Origin of the sequence: Micromonospora sp. NPDC049051 (assembly GCF_043197575.1) — a bacterium.
GTDB lineage: Bacteria > Actinomycetota > Actinomycetes > Mycobacteriales > Micromonosporaceae > Micromonospora.
Map to the genome: position 1 here is coordinate 23058 of NZ_JBICTL010000002.1, position 17048 is coordinate 40105.

General features: G+C 73.9%; 16 protein-coding genes. 1 reads left to right on the forward strand and 15 read right to left on the reverse strand.

All coding sequences use genetic code 11. From position 1 onward, the window contains the following. Positions 1-110 precede the first annotated feature (110 nt). Genes ACGFIR_RS07405 through ACGFIR_RS07415 form a run of 3 tightly spaced genes read right to left on the reverse strand, consistent with a single transcriptional unit; the run spans position 111 to position 3141 of the window. Positions 111-1136: an NAD-dependent epimerase/dehydratase family protein gene (locus tag ACGFIR_RS07405; protein ID WP_393005665.1), complete on the reverse strand. Its 1026-nt coding sequence runs from the start codon at positions 1134-1136 to the stop codon at positions 111-113. A gap of 8 nt (positions 1137-1144) precedes the next feature. Further along, on the reverse strand, positions 1145-1939 hold the full coding sequence (locus tag ACGFIR_RS07410) for a glycosyltransferase family 2 protein (RefSeq protein WP_393143799.1): 795 nt from the start codon (positions 1937-1939) through the stop codon (positions 1145-1147). Then, positions 1936-3141 (reverse strand): nucleotide sugar dehydrogenase, encoded by a 1206-nt coding sequence (locus ACGFIR_RS07415; RefSeq protein WP_393005669.1) that lies wholly within the window; start codon positions 3139-3141, stop codon positions 1936-1938. The genes ACGFIR_RS07410 and ACGFIR_RS07415 overlap by 4 nt, the downstream gene beginning before the upstream one ends. Positions 3142-3380: 239 nt before the next feature. Between ACGFIR_RS07415 and ACGFIR_RS07420 the strand changes: the two genes are divergently transcribed. Then, complete coding sequence (locus ACGFIR_RS07420; RefSeq protein ID WP_393143801.1) at positions 3381-5210, forward strand: BTAD domain-containing putative transcriptional regulator; 1830 nt, start codon at positions 3381-3383, stop codon at positions 5208-5210. On the opposite strand, the gene ACGFIR_RS07425 is transcribed toward ACGFIR_RS07420, so the two are convergent. The 12 genes from ACGFIR_RS07425 to ACGFIR_RS07480 form a co-directional block, all read right to left on the reverse strand. Then, entirely contained in the window at positions 5180-7024 is a 1845-nt protein-coding gene (locus tag ACGFIR_RS07425; RefSeq protein WP_393005673.1) for an ABC transporter ATP-binding protein, read from the reverse strand. The genes ACGFIR_RS07420 and ACGFIR_RS07425 overlap by 31 nt on opposite strands. After that, positions 7021-7560, reverse strand: coding sequence for a TlpA family protein disulfide reductase (locus ACGFIR_RS07430; protein ID WP_393005675.1), 540 nt, complete (start codon positions 7558-7560; stop codon positions 7021-7023). The genes ACGFIR_RS07425 and ACGFIR_RS07430 overlap by 4 nt, the downstream gene beginning before the upstream one ends. Positions 7561-7588: 28 nt before the next feature. Then, positions 7589-8143, reverse strand: a complete 555-nt coding sequence (locus ACGFIR_RS07435) for a MauE/DoxX family redox-associated membrane protein (protein ID WP_393005677.1) — start codon at positions 8141-8143, stop codon at positions 7589-7591. 432 nt (positions 8144-8575) lie between these two features. Further along, a complete protein-coding gene (locus ACGFIR_RS07440) occupies positions 8576-9040 on the reverse strand; it encodes a S26 family signal peptidase (RefSeq protein ID WP_393005679.1) in 465 nt (154 codons plus the stop codon). Between the two features lie 10 nt (positions 9041-9050). After that, positions 9051-11630, reverse strand: coding sequence for a phenylalanine--tRNA ligase subunit beta (gene pheT, locus ACGFIR_RS07445; RefSeq protein ID WP_393005681.1), 2580 nt, complete (start codon positions 11628-11630; stop codon positions 9051-9053). Positions 11631-11669: 39 nt separating this feature from the next. Continuing rightward, positions 11670-12749 (reverse strand): phenylalanine--tRNA ligase subunit alpha, encoded by a 1080-nt coding sequence (pheS, locus tag ACGFIR_RS07450; protein WP_393143803.1) that lies wholly within the window; start codon positions 12747-12749, stop codon positions 11670-11672. 216 nt (positions 12750-12965) lie between these two features. Continuing rightward, the gene (locus ACGFIR_RS07455; RefSeq protein ID WP_393005685.1) at positions 12966-13805 is read right to left on the reverse strand and encodes a TrmH family RNA methyltransferase; all 840 of its coding nucleotides are present in this window, start codon (positions 13803-13805) and stop codon (positions 12966-12968) included. Between the two features lie 32 nt (positions 13806-13837). Beyond that, positions 13838-14230, reverse strand: coding sequence for a 50S ribosomal protein L20 (rplT, locus tag ACGFIR_RS07460; protein ID WP_030335718.1), 393 nt, complete (start codon positions 14228-14230; stop codon positions 13838-13840). Between the two features lie 32 nt (positions 14231-14262). Then, positions 14263-14457: a 50S ribosomal protein L35 gene (gene rpmI / locus ACGFIR_RS07465; RefSeq protein ID WP_007458415.1), complete on the reverse strand. Its 195-nt coding sequence runs from the start codon at positions 14455-14457 to the stop codon at positions 14263-14265. Positions 14458-14476: 19 nt separating this feature from the next. Next, the gene (gene infC / locus ACGFIR_RS07470; protein ID WP_393005687.1) at positions 14477-15100 is read right to left on the reverse strand and encodes a translation initiation factor IF-3; all 624 of its coding nucleotides are present in this window, start codon (positions 15098-15100) and stop codon (positions 14477-14479) included. Between the two features lie 334 nt (positions 15101-15434). Further along, complete coding sequence (locus ACGFIR_RS07475) at positions 15435-15908, reverse strand: PH domain-containing protein (RefSeq protein WP_393005688.1); 474 nt, start codon at positions 15906-15908, stop codon at positions 15435-15437. 116 nt (positions 15909-16024) lie between these two features. Beyond that, positions 16025-16912 carry a Crp/Fnr family transcriptional regulator gene (locus ACGFIR_RS07480; RefSeq protein ID WP_393143805.1) on the reverse strand — a complete coding sequence of 296 codons (888 nt, stop codon included), beginning with the start codon at positions 16910-16912 and terminating at the stop codon, positions 16025-16027. Positions 16913-17048 lie beyond the last annotated feature (136 nt).

A 17048-nucleotide genomic window follows, 5' to 3' on the forward strand; every position in this document is an offset into this window, starting at 1 on the left:
CCTCTGCAAGTTCATGCAGTCGACCGCATGGCGATGAGAGACGTGACCCACGTCACGCGAAGGCCCGCGCCGCAGCACCGCGACACGGGCCTCGAACCGGCGGCAACCGCTCAGAGGCGGCCCTCCTCGACCGCGCGGGTCACCCACGGGATCACCTCGTCGAGCATCTCGTCCAGCGAGGTGCTCGCCGTGAAGCCCAGCACCTCACGGGACTTGGTCACGTCCGGCACCCGCTTCTGCACGTCGTACTGGTAGGGCTCGTCGGAGACGTACCGGAACGGCACGTCCGCGCCCTTGATCTTGCGCCAGATCAGCTCGGCCAGCTCCAGGACCGTGGTCGACTCGGCGGTGGAGAGGTTGAAGTCCTCGTTGTGCGCCGCCGGGTGCTCCATCGCCGTGGCGATGCCCCGGGCCAGGTCGCCGCCGTAGGTGTAGTGGCGCACCTGGTTGCCCTCGCCGAGGATGTGCAGCGGATCCTGCCCCTTCACGATCTTCTGCACCAGGTCGGGCACGACGTGTGACATGGCCAGCTTGACATTGCCGGAGAGCACCTCGGCCTGCCCCAGCGCCCGCCCCTCCCCCACGCCGACGCAGTTGAACGGCCGCACGATCGTGTACGGCAGCTGGTACTGCTCCCAGGCGGCCCGGGCGTAGTACTCCACGGCCAGCTTCTGGAACCCGTACGACGACAGCGGCGGCGGGATGCGGCGCTCGTCGCCCTCCCGGCTGGGCCAGTGCTCGGTGGACTCGAAGACCATCGAGGAGGAGAGGTAGGTGACCTTCGCCAGTCGGCCGTCACGGTGGGCGCGGATCGCCGCGTCGCAGGTGGCCGCCATGATCCGCTCGTTCGTGGCGAGCAGGTCGTAGGCGTACGCGTGGAAGTAGGAGATGCCGCCGATCATCGCCGCACCGGCGACCAGGTGGTCGCAGCCGTCGAGCAGCCCGGTGAGCAGGTCCACGTCCCGGGCGTCGCCCTCGACGAACCGGAACCGGGGGTGCTGGTCGTAGCTGTGGGTGACCGGGCCGTACTTGGAGAAGTCGTCCACACCGACGACCTCGTGGCCCCGGTCCAACAACTCGGAGACGAGGTAGCCGCCGATGAAGCCGGCCGAGCCAGTTACCAGGACCTTCGCCACGTGCGCTCCTATGCGGTCTGTTCGAACTCGGTGCTGTCCTGCGGGTCGCGCTGGGCGGGCACGACCACGGTCGGGGTGCTACGCCCGGCCAGTTTCTCCCGTGCCAGCCGTCGACCGTATGCGAAGAAGTACCAGCGCAGGTAGCCGGGGAGGAAGCGACCCAGGTCGAAGTGGGACTCCCCCAGCGGCCGGTCCAGCCAGATGGTCGGGATCTCGGCCACGGGCAGCCGCAGCCGGGTCGCCTTGGCGGTCAGCTCCAGCCCGATCTCGAAGCCCGTCCGCGACTCGATCCCCACCTCGCGGACGAACTCGGTGTCGTACGCCTTGAAGCTGTTCGTGGCGTCGCGGGTGCCGACGCGGGCGAAGGTGTAGAGGCTACGCCCCGCCCAGCGCGACATCAGCCGCTTCAGCCGGGGCCCGCCGACCTGCTGGCCCCCGGGCATGTAGCGGGAGGCGGCGGCGACCACCACCCCCCGGTCGACCAGCCGGGCCAGCTCGTCGATCTGGCGGGGATCGTCACAGCCGTCGGCCATGGTCACGACCGTGACCGGGGCGAGCGCCGTGTCGATGCCGAACCGGATCGCGTTGGCCGGACCGCGACCGTAGGTGTTGAGCACCGCCCGCACCCGCGGGTCCGTCCGGGCGACCTGCTCGACGTACGGCACGGTGGTGTCCTCGGGCATGTCGTGCACGACCAGCACCTCGGCGGGCAGCAGCATCTCGCGCAGCATCCGCTCCAGGCAGCGCAGGATCGCCTCGCCCTCGTTGTAGACCGGCACGATCACCGAGACCCGGGGCTTCACACCCGCACCCCCTGCCCGGTCAGGCCCCACATGTCGATGACCGGCTTGTCGGTCTCCAGGCGGGCGTACTGCTCGTGCGGGGCGGCGATGACCAGCAGGTCGGCCCGGCGCAGCACCTCGTCGAGGTCGACGAACCGCTCGTCGGTCACGTGGGGATCCGTGCAGAGCGTCTCGCGGGTCTTCAGCGCCAGGATCTTGCGCAGCTTGTACGCCAGGCTCTCCCGGGGGTCGTCGCTGCCGCCCTTGAAGGCCATGCCGAGGATGCCCACGGTCAACTCGGACAGGTCGAAGCGGTCCTCCAGGCGCGACACCAGGTAGAGCGGCAGCCCTTCGTTGATCAACATAGCGGAGTGGCCGAGCACGAAGTTGTTCCGGTTGAACGCCGCCAGCTGCATGGTGTCCTTGAACAGGCACGGCCCGGCCGCGAACCCGGGCATCGGCAGGTCCGCCGCGCGCGGGTAGTCGTACGCCACCGCGTGCCGGATCCGGGCGAAGTCCAGGCCGAAGTCGTTGGCCATCATCCAGAACTGGTTGGCCGTGGCGAACTTGATGTAACGCCACGTGTTGGTGAACAGCTTCGCCAGCTCGGCCTCCTCGGGTTCGAGGGGCACGATCTGCGTGGTGAGGTGCCGGAACAACTTCTCGGCCCGGGCCAGCGCCCCCGGCGTACGGGCGGCGACGATCTGCGGCAGCGTGAACAGCTCCGTCATCGCCCGCCCCTCGGCGATGCGCTCCGGGCAGAACGCCACGTCGGCGCGGATGCCCTTGCCGGCGAGCAGCTTCTCGGTCAGCGCGGTGACCCCGGGGTAGACGGTGCTGCGCAGCACGACGAGCTGTCCGTCGCGCAGGTGCTCGGCGCAGCGTTCCAGGGCCCGGGGCACCGCGCCCAGGTCCGGGTTGAGGTGCTCGTCGACCGGGGTGCCGACGACCACGACGAGATGCTCGGAGGCACTGACGCTGGCCGGGTCGGTGCTGGCCCGCAGCCGGCCGGCGGCCACCGCCTCCGCGAGCGCGTCGGCCGCGCCGGGCTCGGCGAAGGGCAGGGTGGCCGCGTTGACCGTGTCGACCGCGTCGGCGTTGATGTCGTACAGCACGACGGAGAGGCCGCGCGAGGCGAAGGCGATGCCCAGCGGCAGCCCCACCCGCCCGCAGCCGCCCACGATGCAGACATCGACGGTGGTGAACGGCGGATCCTCGGACATGACTCGACTCCCGTGGGGGTGGCGGGGGTGTGACTCCGGCTACACGTGGAATCAAAGCAGGTTAACCGCTCGGATGTGACTGGCGGGTAGCCAAAAATTCCGAGGCCACTGACCTTTCAGCCGATACGTCACGCCCAGTAATACCGGCCCTGCACATTGCATCGACTGGCATAATTGTCTGCGCGCGATGGTGTGGGGCTGGGAAACCTAGCCACGGGGGACACACGGCGGAGGTCGCCATGGAGCTGACGTTCCGGATCCTCGGGCCGGTACGGGTCTGCGGCGACGGCAGGCCGCTGCGCCTGCCCCCCGGGCGGCCCACCGCCATGCTGGTCACCCTCTTGCTGCACGCCGGCGTGGCGGTGCCGGTCGAGCGGCTGCGCGAGGAACTCTGGGCCGGCCCCGCTCCCGTGTCGGCGGTGGCGAACCTGCGCAGCCACGCCAGCCAGCTGCGCCGTCTGCTCACCGCGCCCGGCGAGCCGCCCCGACTGCACGCCCAGCACGGCGGCTACCGGCTCCGGGTCGGGCCCGGCGAACTGGACGCGGCCGAGTTCGAACGGCTGGCCGCCGAGGGGCTCGCCGCCCGCGCCGACGGGGAGCCACGGGTCGCCGCACCGCTGCTGGAGCGGGCGCTGGCGCTCTGGTCGGTGACGGATCCGCCCCCGGCGTACGGGCCGGCGACCGCCGCGGCGTTCGACCGGCTGCGCGAGCGCCGGGCCGGCGTGCGGGAGGCGTACGCCGCCTGCCGGCTCGACCTCGGCGACCGGGGCAGCCCCGAACTGCTGGCCCTGCTGCGCGCCCACCTGACGGAGAACCCGCTGCGGGAGCCCGCCTGGGCGCTGCTGATGACCGCCCAGTGCCGGGCCGGCGACCAGGCCGCCGCCCTGGAGACGTACCGCGCCGCGTGCCGGGCCCTCGCCGGCGAGCTGGGAATCGCCCCGGGCCCTGAGCTGACCGAGTTGTACCGCGCGGTCCGGCGACGCTGGCAGCGCCCGCCGCCGATCGCGGCCCGGCCACCCTCGCGCGACGGGGAGCGTGCCGCCGAGGCCCGACCCGTGCTGGTGCCGCACGAACTCCCCTGCGCCGCCGCGCCCTTCGTCGGGCGGCACGCCGAGCTGGCCCGGCTGCGTACCGCGCTGACGTCCGCCCGGGAGCACCCGGTCACCGTGACCGTGCACGGCACGGCCGGCGTCGGCAAGTCGGCGCTCGGGCTGCGCGCCGCCGTCGCGGCGCTGGAGTCGTTCCCGGACGGCCAGCTCCACCTCGACCTGGGCGGTTCCGTGGCCGGGACCCCGCTGCCCCCGGTCGAGGTGGCCGCCCGGGTGCTCCGGTCGTTCCAGGGCGCCACGGGCGAGCCGGAGCCCACCGGTCTCGCCGAGACGAGGGCCCGCGTCCGGTCGCTGCTGTTCGGCCGGCGGGTGCTGCTGGTGCTCGACAACGCCGCCGATCCGGCGCAGGTCGACGGCCTGCTGCCGGCGCGCGGCGGCTGCGCGCTGCTGGTCACCAGCCGCTGCCCGATGCCCGACGGCGACGTCCGCCCGCTGCGGCTGGACCCGCTGCCGACCGGCGTCGCGCTGGCCCTGTTGCGGGCCGTCGCCGGGGACCGCCGGGTGGACGACGAGCCGGAGGCGGCCCGGGCGGTCGTCGCGCTCTGCGAGGGACTGCCGCTGGCGCTGCGCACCGTCGCCCGCCGGCTGGCCGAGGGGCCGCACTGGTCGATGGCCCGGCTGGCGCGGCTGCTGCGCGACGAGCGGCACCGGCTCGCGGAGACCGGGCTGGGGCCCCGGCTGACCGCGAGCTACCGCCGGCTCGGCTCCGCCGCGCAGGTGTTCCGCCGGCTGGGCGGGACCCGGACGGGACCGCTGACCACGGAGACGGCCGCCGCGCTGACCGGCCTGCCACCGGAGGACGCCGTACGCGCACTGGACCGGCTGGTGACGGCGCAGCTCGCCGAGCCGGCCGGGCCGGGCCGCTACCGGGTGGGCGAGTTGGTCCGGCTCTACGCCGCCGAACTGGCCGCCGTCGAGCAGCCGTCGGGTCACACCGACGAGGAGGCCTCCTCCCGGTAGCCACGGGCCTGGAGGTTGAAGAGCCGGGCGTAGCCGCCACCGGCGGCGAGCAACTCGTCGTGCCGGCCATGCTCGGCGATCCTGCCGTCGGACAGCACCACGATGACGTCCGCGTCCCGCACGGCGTTGAGCCGGTGCGAGATGAGCAGGCTGGTGCGTCCCCGGCGCAGCTCGCGCAGCCGGGTGTGCAGGTCGTGCTCGGCCTCGGCGTCCAGGCCGGAGCTGGGCTCGTCGAGGATCAGCAGGTCGCGGTCGGCGCGCAGGAAGCCGCGGGCCAGCGCCACCCGCTGCCACTGGCCGCCGGAGAGGACCACCCCCGCCTGCGGGTCGTCCCGGTCCGGGCCGTCGAAGAAGATCCGGGTGAGCAGGGTGTCGTAGCCCCGGGGCAGCGCGGTCAGCGCCTCGTCGATGCCCGCCTGCCGCGCGGCGGTACGCAGGCGCTCCGGCTCGTCGCGGGCGCGCAGGTCCCCGACGGCGATGTTCTCCGCCGCCGAGAGGTCGTACGGCATGAAGTCCTGGAAGACCGCGCCCAGCCGCTCCCGCAGCGCCGCCGGGTCGAACTCGCGCAGGTCCACCCCGTCCCACCGGATGCTGCCGCGCTCCGGGTCGTAGAACCGGCACAGCAGCTTGACCAGGGTGCTCTTGCCCGCGCCGTTCAACCCGACCAGCGCGGTCGTCGACCCGGCCGGCAGGAACAGGTCCACCCCGCACAGCACCCACGGATGCCGGGGCGAGTACCGGAACCACACGTCGCGCAACTCGATGCCCTCGCGCAGCGGCGGCGCCGGCCGGGCGTCGGCCGCCACCGGCAGGTCAGGCTCGGCGCGGACGACCTGGTCGTAGTGGTCGAACAGCAGCAGCGCCTGGTGGATCGCGCCGAGCTGGCCGACCAGCCCGCCCAGCGCACCCTGCACCCCGGGCACCGCCACCAGGTAGAGCGCCACGTCGCCGACGGTGAGCCGACCACCGGCGGCAGCCGCGACCGTGTAGACCACGCCCGCCCCCGCCACCGTGGCGCCGAGGAGTCCGAGCAGGCCCTGGGCCCGCAACTCGCGGCGGTCCAGCCGCTGCTCCACCCGGTGCATGCCGTGCAGCTCGCCGAGCATCCGGTCGCCGAAGAACCGGCCGAGGCCGAAGAGCCGCACCTCCTTGGCGGCCGGCACGCCCACCAGCAGCTGGGCGAAGAACAGGTCGCGCCGCTGGAAGTGCTCCAGGTGCAGCACCATCGCCACCCGCGCCCGGTTGAGGCGCAGCTGCATCCAGAGCGTGGGCAGCGCCGCCACCAGCACCAGGAGACCGATCGCCGGGCTGAGCGCCAGCAGCACGCCCAGGAAACCCGTGACGGCGAGCACGCTCTGCACCGCACCGAGCGCGTTCCCGGTGAGCTGGGTCGGTCCCAGGTGACCGGTCTGCTGGGCGGCCTGCAACCGGTCCTGGAACTCCGGGTCCTCCAGCCGGACCAGGCCGACCAGGCGCAGCACGGCGGCGTGCAACCTCCGGCGCACCAGCCGGGACACCGACCGGATGCGCTCCTTCTCCACGTACGTGCGCAGGTGGGGCAGGACGACGCCGGCCGCGGCGGCGACCGCGAGCCCGACGCCGAGCAGGGCCAGCGACGCGTCCGCGGCACGCCCGCCGGCCAGCCGGTCCAGGACGAGCTTGGTCAGTGCGGCGACGAGCACCGGCGTCACCCCGGCGAGGATCGCCAGCAGCAGGTCGACGGCGGTGCCCCCGGGGGCCGCCCGCCAGGTGAGCCCCAGGGCCGCCCGGGCGTGCCGGACGGCCCGCCGGGGCGCCAGCCGGGGCCCGGTCACCGCGCCACCGGCAGGTCCAACCGGGCGATGCCGAAGGCGGACGACGCGACGAGGCCACGCTCGTCGAGCAGGCCGAACGCCGGGTATCCCTTGACGCCGAACGCGAGCGGCAGCGGGCCGCTGCCCGGCTCGATGAAGACCGTCGCGAGTCCGGCGAACTGTGCCGCGTACGCCTCGGTCTCCCCGCCCTTGCCGACCACCACCACCCAGACGTGCTCCGCCCCGCCGGGCATCATCCGCGCCCGGTCGATGAGCAGCGGGACCTGCTCGGCGCAGTGCTCGCAGCTCGGCGTCAGGAACGCCACCAGCGTCATCGGCGGCAGGTCGGCCCGGGTACGCAGCCGACCGTCCACGGTGGTGGAGGCGAAGTCGCCGGGGGCGGCGCCCGCCTCCAGCATCACCGCCGGCGGCTGGGACTGCCGGTCGTTGAGCAGCTCGGTGTGCTCGCGCAGCCGGCGGACCACGCCGAGCGTCAGCACCAGGTTGAGCAGGCCGAGCACGGCGACGAGGACGACGGCGACGGTCAACAGCGCCACGGGAACTCCTTCGGGTTGCCGGGAGGGGTCAGGAGCGGCCGGCCGGACGGGTCGGCCGGGACGACGGGTGCGGGGCGAAGAGGGCGACCAGGTCGTCGAGGCGGACCACCACGGCGGCCAGCGGGACGGCCGCCCCGGCGACGAGCAGCATGGTGGCCGGCGACGGCGGTGCACCGGCGGCGGCCCCGCCGAGCAGGCCGAGCAGCGCCACCCCGGCGAGGGCCAGGTTGCGCGCCACGTGTCGCGGACCGATCGGGGCGTCGGCGGCGCCGAAGCAGCGGCACGCCGGGCGGACGCCGCGCCGCAACGCGGCGGCGATCGCGACGGTGAGCACGCCGAGCAGCCCGGCGGCGAGCAGCAGCCCGGCGGGGACGGTCGCCGGCACGGCGAGCAGCACGACCACGGCCGCCTCGGTGGCGACGGCGACCCGGGCGACCGGGCCGACCCACCTCGCCGGCACGCCGAACTGCCCGACCGACGCCACGAACTCGTCGAAACCCGCCCGGGTGCGCAGCTTGCCGAGCACCGCGGCGAGGAACACCAGGGCCAGCAGGATCCGCGCACCCAGTTCCACCGCTCGCATCCGTCGGCACCTCCTCGTCAGCCGGGGGCCCACGCTAGGAGTGACGGATACATCGCCGATACACCCGTCGCTTACCGGTGGCGGCGCCGGCTGTAGGTCCGGTGTACCGGGCGGCCGTAGCGTGCCCGCAGCTGTCGATCCTGATGAGAGGAGGTGATCGGATGATGCGTCGACTGGAGCGCCTCGGCGAGCGGATGCTCGGCGTGTTCGTCCCGAAGGTGACGGCCGCCGCCGCCTGTCCGCCGGACCCGTGGTGTGCGGCGTGTGGCACCTGCCATCTCAAGCGGTGCAGTTACACCCCCAGCTGCGGCACGACGTGCGGCTCGTGCGGGTACTACTGCAGCGCGGGAGCGGGCACGATGACCGCTCTGTGCTGAGTTCCGGCACCGGCGTGCCGCGCGGCCCCGGGCCGCGCGGCACGCCACCCGCGGGTCACGCGGAGGGCAGCCTCGGCCGGACGACCACCCCGAGCAGGTCCGCCTCGGGTACGTAGCCGCACTCGCGGGAGTCGTAGCTGAACGGCGGGTTGTCGCCGAGCAGCACCAGCTGCCCCGGCGGCACCACCCGCTCCGGACGCTGGCGCAGCAGCGGCACCCGGTCGACGGGCACGGGCTCGCCGGGCACCGCGTACGCCCGCTTGATCATCAGACCCGGGCCGGCCCCGCCCGGCTGGGCCGGGTGGCGGGCGGTCATCGCCGCCGGGGCCGTCACCACGACCACGTCGCCGGGGCGCACGCGGGACAGCGGCACCCGCCGGGCCAGCACCCGGTCGCCGGGACGCAGCGTCGGCTCCATGCTGCGGCCCACGACGGAGACCAGCAGCAGGTGCCGACGGGCCCAGAGCAGGCCGGCGGTGGCCGACGCGAGCACGCCGGCCACCACCAACCATCCGAGCATCGCCGCCGCCTCAGGCGCCGCGCAGGGTGGCGCCGAAGCGTTCCGCGGCGCGGGCGACCGCCGCGTCCCGGGCGGCCACCGCCTCCTCCACGGTCAACGTCCGGTCCGGGGCCCGGAAGGTGAGCTTGTACGCCAGCGACCTGCGGCCCGCCCCGAGCTGCTCCGAGGTGTACACGTCGAACAGACGCACCCCCTCCAGCAGCGCGCCGGCACCCTCGACGAGGGCCTGACGCACCTGCGCCGCCGGTACGGAGGAGTCGACGACCAGCGCCACGTCGATCAGCGCCGGAGGGAAGCCCGACACGACCGGCGCGGACGCCACCGGAGCGGCCGGCAGCGCGTCCAGGTCGAGTTCCATCGCGCTGGTACGCCGGGGCAGCTCCAGCGCCGCCACGACCGCCGGGTGCAGTTCCCCGGCGTGCCCGACCACCGTGCCGTCGACCAGCAGCTCGGCGCAGCGGCCGGGATGCCAGGGGGCGTACTCGGCGGCCCGGACCTCGATCCGCTCGGCGGGGATCTCGGCGGCGGCCAGCACGTCCCGGCCGGCCTCGACGGCGTCCGCCCAGCCGGCCGGGCGACCGGCGCCCCACCAGCCGGCCGGCTCGACGTCGCCGGTCAGCACGACCGCGACGTGCCGGGGCTGGTCGGGCACCACCGCGTCGGCGGCGGCGAACTCCTCGTCGGTGGGTCGCCGGTCCACGCCCATCGCCGGCGGGCGGCCGGCGCCGGGACGCGGGTGGAACACCGCGCCGATCTCGTAGAGGGCCAGGTCGCGCTGGCCCCGGCCGAGGTTGCGCTTGACGATGCCGAGCAGCGGGCCGAGCAGCGTGGTGCGCAGCAGCGGCTCCTCCTCCGACAGCGGGTTGGCCAGCCGTACCGCCCGTCGACGCGGGTCGTCGATGGGCAGGGCGAGCTGGTCGGCCAGGCCGGGGGCGACGAACGGGTGCGCGAGCACCTCCACGTACCCCCGCTCGGCGAGCGACCGGGCCACGGCCCGGCGGCGCCGCTGCTGCCAGGTCAGGCCACGGCCGGGCGGCGCGGTCGGCAGCACCGACGGCACCCGGTCGTACCCGTCGAGGCGGACCACCTCCTCGACCAGGTCGGCCGGGTCGGTCAGGTCGGGTCGCCAGGTCGGCGGGACGACGCTGAACGTGTCGGCCGCGCCGACGGTGACACCGACCTCGCCCGGGTCCTCGGCCAGCCGGTCGGCGCCCCGGGTCACCGTGCAGCCGACCTGCTCCAACACGGTGGCCACCCGCGCCGGCGGGTAGTCCACGCCGACCCGCCGGCCGGGCAGGTCGGCCGGCAGCACGACCGGGGTACGCGGCCGGACGTGGTCGACGTCGAGGATCTCGTCCCCGGCCGTGCCGCCGGCGTGCTCGGTGAGCAGCCGCACGGCGCGCTCGAGGGCGACCAGCGGCAGGGCCGGGTCGACGCCCCGCTCCCACCGCTTCGCCGCCTCACTGAACAGCTTGTGCCGGCGGGCGGTGCGCCCGACCATCACCGGGTCCCAGTGGGCGGCCTCGAGGAGCACGTTGGTGGTCCCGGCGACGACCTCGCTGGTCTCGCCGCCCATCACGGCCGCCAGCGAGATCGGGACGCCGGCGCCCTCGCCCGCGAGGGCGTTCGGCAGCCCGGCGTCGCAGATCACCATGTCCTCGGGCGCGAGGACGCGGCTGACCCCGTCCAGGGTGGTGAGCTTCTCCCCCGCCTCGGCCCGGCGGACCACCAGCGGCCCGGCGATCCGGTCGAGGTCGAAGGCGTGCATCGGCTGGCCCAGCTCGAGCATCACGTAGTTGGTGATGTCGACCGGCAGCGAGATGCTGCGGATGCCGGCGACGGTGAGCCGCCGCTGCATCCAGCCGGGGCTCGGCGCCGTCGGGTCGACGCCGCGCACGACGCGGGCGGCGAACCGGTCGCAGCCGACGGTGTCGCGCACCTCGACCGGGTACGCGGGCGTGCCGGTGCCGCCGGGCGCGGGCGCCAGGCCGGGGTCGCGGAACGGCACCCCGAGGGCGTGCGACAGCTCCCGGGCCAGGCCACGGACGCTCATCGCGTACCCCCGGTCGGGGGTGATCTCCACCTCGACCACGACGTCGTCGAGCCCCACGACGGGGCGCGCGTCGTCGCCCGGCTTGGCGGGGGTGTCCCCCGGCAGCACGACGATGCCGTCGTGGTCGTCGCCCAGGCCCAGCTCCCTCGCCGAGCAGATCATGCCGTTGGAGTTGCGCCCGTACGTCTTGCGGGCGCCGATGGCGAAGCCGCCGGGCAGCACGCCGCCGGGGAGGATCACCACGACCCGGTCGCCGGGGGCGAAGTTGCGCGCCCCGCACACGATCTCCTGCGGATCGCCGGTGCCGTTGGCGTCGCCGACGTCGACCCGGCAGAACCGGATCGGCTTCTTGAAGCCGGTCAGCTCCTCGATCTCGAGCACCTCACCGACGACCAGCGCGCCGGTGACGGTCTCCCGCAGGTCCACCACGGACTCGACCTCGATGCCGAGGCCGACCAGGGCCTGCTCCAGGTCGCCCGTGGACAGGTCGGCGGGGAGGTCGACGTACTCCCGCAGCCAACTGACAGAAACTCGCATGACTCAGACCACCGTCTCCGTGACTCGTACCCGCATCGCCTACGCCCCGACCCCGAACGCGCGGGTGAACCGCACGTCGCCCTCGGCCATGTCCCGCATGTCGCTGACCCCGTGCCGGAACATCACCGTCCGGTCGATGCCCATGCCGAACGCGAATCCCGAGTAGACCTCGGGGTCGATGCCGCAGGCGCGCAGCACCCGCGGGTTGACCATGCCGCAGCCGCCCCACTCGACCCAGCGGGGGCCGTCGCGGTGCTCCGGGAACCACACGTCGAACTCGGCGGACGGCTCGGTGAACGGGAAGTAGTGCGGCCGGAAGCGGGTCCTGGCGCCCTCGCCGAACATCGCCCGGGCGAAGTGGTCCAGGGTGCCGCGCAGGTGCGCCATGGTGATGCCCCTGTCGACCACGAGGCCCTCCACCTGGTGGAAGACCGGCGCGTGGGTGGCGTCCAGCTCGTCGGTGCGGTAGACCCGGCCCGGCACGATCACGTAGATCGGCGGCTTGCGGGTCAGCATGGTGCGCGCCTGCACCGGCGAGGTGTGCGTACGCAGGACCAGGCCGGAGCCCTCCGCGCCCTCCGGCGGCGCGACGTGGAAGGTGTCCATCAGGCCGCGCGCCGGGTGGTCGGCGGGGATGTTGAGGGCGTCGAAGTTGGTCCACTCCAGCTCGACCTCGGGCCCCTCGGCCACCTCGTAGCCCATGCCGACGAACAGGTCGCTGATCTGCTCCATCAGGGTGCTGATCGGGTGCCGGGCGCCCCGGGGCCGCCGGTCGTGGGGCAGCGTCACGTCGACGCGCTCCTCCACCAGCACCCGCTGCGCCTGCTCCCGGTCGAGAATCTCCTGGCGGGCGGCGTACGCGGCCTCCACGGCGCGGCGGGCCTCGTTGACCCGCTTGCCGGCGTCGGACTTCGCGGCCGGCGGCAGCGCACCGATCTCGCGGCGGGCCAGCGAGATCGGGGACCGGTCGCCGAGGTGCGCCGGGCGCAGCGCGGTCAGCGCGTCCGGGTCACCGGCCTCGGCGAACGCCTTCTCGGCGGCGGCGACGGCCTCGGCCAGGGCGGCCGGATCGAGCAGGGCGACCTGCTTCGGGTCGTACGGATCGTTGCGGTAGCTCATGGCGTACGGGCACTCCCTCACGGCGGTGCCGGCCCTCACGGGCGGCGAAGCGAGTCTACGGACGCGCGGCTGTGCCGCAGCCCGCCGGTGGGAGTTGTGCGGAGAGCAGGTCAGGCCCGCCGCCCGCCGACACCGGCGGGCTGGCTAAACGAACGCCGTGGCGCGTTCATGGGCGGACGCTCTCCTCTGTTGGACGGCTGGCGGGACCGGCGCCGGTCACCGCTGCGCTCTCGCTGAAGCGTACAGGCAGACGGCGGCAGCCGCAGCCAGGTTGAGGCTCTCCGCGCGCCCGTGCAGGGGCACCCGGACCCGGGCGTCGGCGGCGGCGGTGAGCGCCTCGGGCAGGCCGTGCGCCTCCGAGCCGAAGAGCCAGGCGGTGGGGGCGGCCAGCCGCCCGGCGTCGGCGAGGTCGTCGAGGTCGTCCTCGCCGTAGCCGGTGGTGGCGAGCACGGTGAGCCCGGCCGCGCGCAGCGCCGCGACGACGTCCACCGGGTCGGGCGCGCGGACCACGTCGACGTGGAAGAGACTGCCGGCGGACGCCCGCACGCACTTGCCGTTGTACGGGTCGACGGCCTCGCCGGCGAAGACCACCGCGCCGGCGCCCGCGGCGTCGGCGGTGCGCAGCACGGTGCCGGCGTTGCCCGGGTCGCGGATCCCGGCGAGCACGGCCACCAGGCGGGGCCCGCCGGCCAGGGCCCGCTCCAGGGGCACGTCGAGGTGTCGGCAGACGGCGACGAGGCCCTGCGGGGCGACGGTCTCGGCCAGCGCGGCGAGCGCCTCGTCGGTCGCCTCGGAGACGGGCACGTCGGCGCGGGCCGCGGCGGCGGCCAGCTCGGCGTACCGGTCCAGGGCGGTGGGCGTACCGAAGAGTTCGGTGACCACCCCGGGGCGGGCCAGGGCCTCGCGGACCGCCTGCGGTCCCTCGGCCAGGAAGCGGCCGGCGGCCTCGCGGTCCCGGCGGCGCTGCAACCGGCGGGCGGCGACCACCCTGGGGGTACGCGGGGTAAACGGGCCGGAGACAGCGTCGAGGCGTCTCCCGCGCGATGGTGACTGCATGGGAGACGCCTCGATCTGCTGGTGCGTGCGGGTCAGGCGGCCTGGGCCGCCGCGCCACCGGTGCCCTCGGCCGCGACCGCGGCCCGGGCCAGCTCGACGATCGCCGCGAAGGCGGCGGCGTCGTTGACGGCCAGGTCGGCCAGGATCTTGCGGTCGACCTCGATGCCGGCCAGGCGCAGGCCCTGGATCAGGCGGTTGTAGGTCATCCCGTTGGCGCGGGCGCCCGCGTTGATCCGCTGGATCCACAGCTGCCGGAAGTCGCCCTTGCGGTCGCGACGGTCCCGGTAGGCGTACTGCATCGAGTGCAGCACCTGCTCCTTGGCCTTGCGGTAGAGGCGGGAGCGCTGACCGCGGTAGCCGCTCGCGGTCTCCAGCAGGGTACGGCGCTTCTTCTGGGCGTTCACAGCCCGCTTGACGCGTGCCATCTCAACTCCTAATTACGTAAAGGTGGCGCGCGTCAGCGGCCGAGCAGCTTCTTGATGCGCTTGACATCGGCCTTGGCCAGCACCACGGTGCCGGTCAGCCGACGGGTCTGGGTGGAGGGCTTCTTCTCCAGGTTGTGCCGGAGGCCGGCCTGCTGGGCAACGATCTTGCCCTTGCCGGTCACCTTGACCCGCTTGCCCATCCCCGTGTGGCTCTTCATCTTCGGCATGTGGAACGTCTCTCCCCTGTTACTCGCCGCTGTTGTCGGCGACGGTGCCGGTGTCACCGGCCGCTGCGGGCTCGCCGGCCGGGGCGCCCTCGGCGTCCCGCTCTTTCGGCCCGCCCCGGGTGGCCGTGGCGGCGACCGCGGCGGCCTTGGTGGCGCGGTGCGGCGCGAGCACCATGATCATGTTTCGACCGTCCTGCTTGGGAGCGGCCTCGACGTACCCCAGCTCCGAGATCTCCGACTCGAGCCGGCGCAGGAGCCGGTAACCCAGCTCCGGGCGGCTCTGCTCGCGACCGCGGAACATGATCGTCACCTTGACCTTGTCGCCGGCCTTCAGGAACCGCACCACGTGACCCTTCTTGGTCTCGTAGTCGTGCGGGTCGATCTTCGGCCGGAGCTTCATCTCCTTGATGACGGTCTGCTGCTGGTTACGCCGCGCTTCGCGCGCCTTGAGTGCGCTCTCGTACTTGAACTTGCCGAAGTCCATGAGCTTGCACACCGGCGGGCGCGCCATCGGCGCAACCTCGACCAGGTCCAGGTCGACGTCCGCGGCCAGCTGAAGGGCGCGCTCCAGCGGGACGATGCCCACCTGCTCGCCCTCGGGGCCGACCAGTCGGACCTCACGTGCCCGGATCTGCTCGTTCACGCGTGGTTCGACGCTGATGGGGCCTCCTCGAGTCAGGATCTCTGCGTGGCCGACCCCGCGGCTCCCGGGTGGGAGCCGACCCGGAAAGCAGAAGGCCCCGGCGCATGCCAGGGCCCGCTCGACCGGTCGGCACGATCACATGATCGCGCATCCGGCGCCGGGACGTGCCCGGAACCGGTGACCGGACCCGGCCACCGTGATGGCGACTCGGGTGGGAGCAGGCGCTCCTCTTTCAAGGCTGCGTGCACGGGCGCGACTGCGCACACGCAAGACAGCCTGGTCGACTCGGTAACACTACACCCTCGCCCGGACGCCCACCCAACCGGGCACCCGGTCAACGGCCGGCGGCGCCCTCGGCGAGCCGCGCCTGGTGGGCCTGGTGCAGCCGGCGCAGGGCGCGGACCCCCTCGACGGCCCGCTCCTTGTCGGCGGCCTGGAGGGCGACCATCGGCAGCAGGTCGTCGTCGTGCAGCTCCAGGCTGGCCCAGGGCGCGCCCCGGTCGAAGCGGACCCCCCGGACGACCTCCCACGGCAGCTCGTACGAACCGACGACGTTGCGTACGCGCACGCCCCGCGCGTTCGCGTCGACCCGGGGCCGGGTGAAGATCAGCAAGGCGAGCGCGCCGAGGACGCCGAGCCCGACCATCGCGATCTGGTCGCCCCGCTGGAAGCTGCCGTAGCCGTTGCCGGTCGCGCCGCTCAACGTGGTCGCCAGCAGGCTGAACACCACGAACAGCACGGCGGCGCAGACCCAGCAGACCAACCGGACACGGTGCGGGCGCAGGTGCACGGACTCGGTTTCGCTCACCCCACCAGTCTGCCACCCGCGCCCGGCCGTTCCCGCGCCACCACACGTTCCACAGGTGCGACGGCCTCCCTGGGACCACGACGGCCGGTCCCCCAGCCGTGACCAGGGCACCCGCTTTAGCCCTCCTCGGCCTCCAACTCGCCCGTCCGCCGCAGGCGGGGAAGATCGCGGACGGTGATCCGGCGGTAGTCCGTGTCGACCAGGCCCTCCGTGCGCAGTTCCCGCAAGGCCTTCTGGATGGAGGTCTCGGCGGCGCCGCAGATGCTGGCGAGCTCGGGCTGCGTGAGCCGCACGTCGATGACGACACCCTCGCGCCCCTGTCTGCCGTGGGTGCGGCAGAGTTCGGCGACGACCCGGGCGACCCTGATCTTCACCGGGTACGAGGTGAAGTCGATGCGTCGCCGGTTGGACCAGCGCAGCTTGTCCGACACCATCGCCGCCAGTTCCAAGGCGGCGTCCGGGTGCTCCTTGAGGAACGCCTTGAACCGGTCGGGCTGGATGACCCGGTAGGTCGCCGGCCCGCAGGTGGTGACGCTCGCCGAGCGGGGCTGGCCGTTGAGTGCCGACATCTCGCCGACGAGGTCGCCGCCGACGCGCAGGGCCAGCAGCGCGGCCCGCCCGTCCGGAAGGCTCGCGGTGACCTTCGTCAGCCCCTCCTCGAGCAGCACCAGGTGCGACTCCCGTACGCCCTCGTGGATGACGATCTGCCCGGGCAGCACCCGCCGGCGCACACCCAGCTCCAGCAGGGCGACACGAACCGGGGAGCCGAGCCGTTGCAGGAACGTGCCGTACGGCCAGGTGGCGGCGAGCGGTTCGGCTGGTCGTCGCATCAGCGCTCTCATCCTCCTCGGCCACAGACAGCCGTCGAAGCGTAGCCGTCCCTGCGCGTTCCGCGACGCCCGCAGACGCAGGGCGGCGACGGCGAGCTGGACGACCACCAACGCCAGCAGGACGCCCGGTGGCCAATCGACCGCGAGCAGTAGCTCCAACAGACTGGTCCTCATGTGACCAGGACACCGGCCCACCACGCGCCGGACACCCGCACAGGAGGGGATGACGCCCCTACGACAGTTTCCGGCGATGCCGTACTTCTACGGGGTTCCGCGGTGCCGACCCCGGTTCGATGTCCCCTGCGGTGCC